We start from the raw sequence: 485 nt of genomic DNA on the forward strand, positions 1-485 counted from the left end.
GGCTCGTCACCAATCATGGGGGCAGTGAGTCAAACAGAAACCATCTCGTTCACTAATCAAAGCGACGATGTTGAGAAATTCCGTTTAGAACCAAGTGAGTTTAATACTAACAACGCGCTCAAGTCAGACGGCTTGATCATTGAGATTCGAGAAGAACCAACAGGCTCTGGCAATTATATTGGCTTCACGACCGATATTTCGAATGTCGAAACCACGGTGTTTACTCTCGATTTCAGCAGTTCCACTTTGGGTGAATACACCTTCACTCTTCTGGAAGCGATTGACCACACACCAATTCAAGGCAATAACGACCTAACATTTAACTTGCCAGTTTACGCGGTTGATACCGATGGTGATGACTCGTTAATGTCACCGCTATCGGTGACGATTACTGATGATGTTCAAGTGATGGCAAGTGGTGATCTGACGATTGAAGAGCCTACCGTTGCTGACTTGGCTGCAGGCACGCCAACGACATCCGTTTT

At 46.0% G+C, this 485-nt stretch carries 1 protein-coding gene; it reads left to right on the forward strand.

Annotation, left to right across the window (positions count from 1 at the left end; genetic code table 11):
- Window positions 1-485: hypothetical protein (locus AB4384_RS23685; protein ID WP_372130207.1), on the forward strand; the 485-nt coding region annotated here is incomplete at both ends.

The organism is Vibrio sp. 10N.261.51.A4, from assembly GCF_041471945.1.
Taxonomy (GTDB): Bacteria; Pseudomonadota; Gammaproteobacteria; order Enterobacterales; family Vibrionaceae; genus Vibrio; species Vibrio crassostreae_C.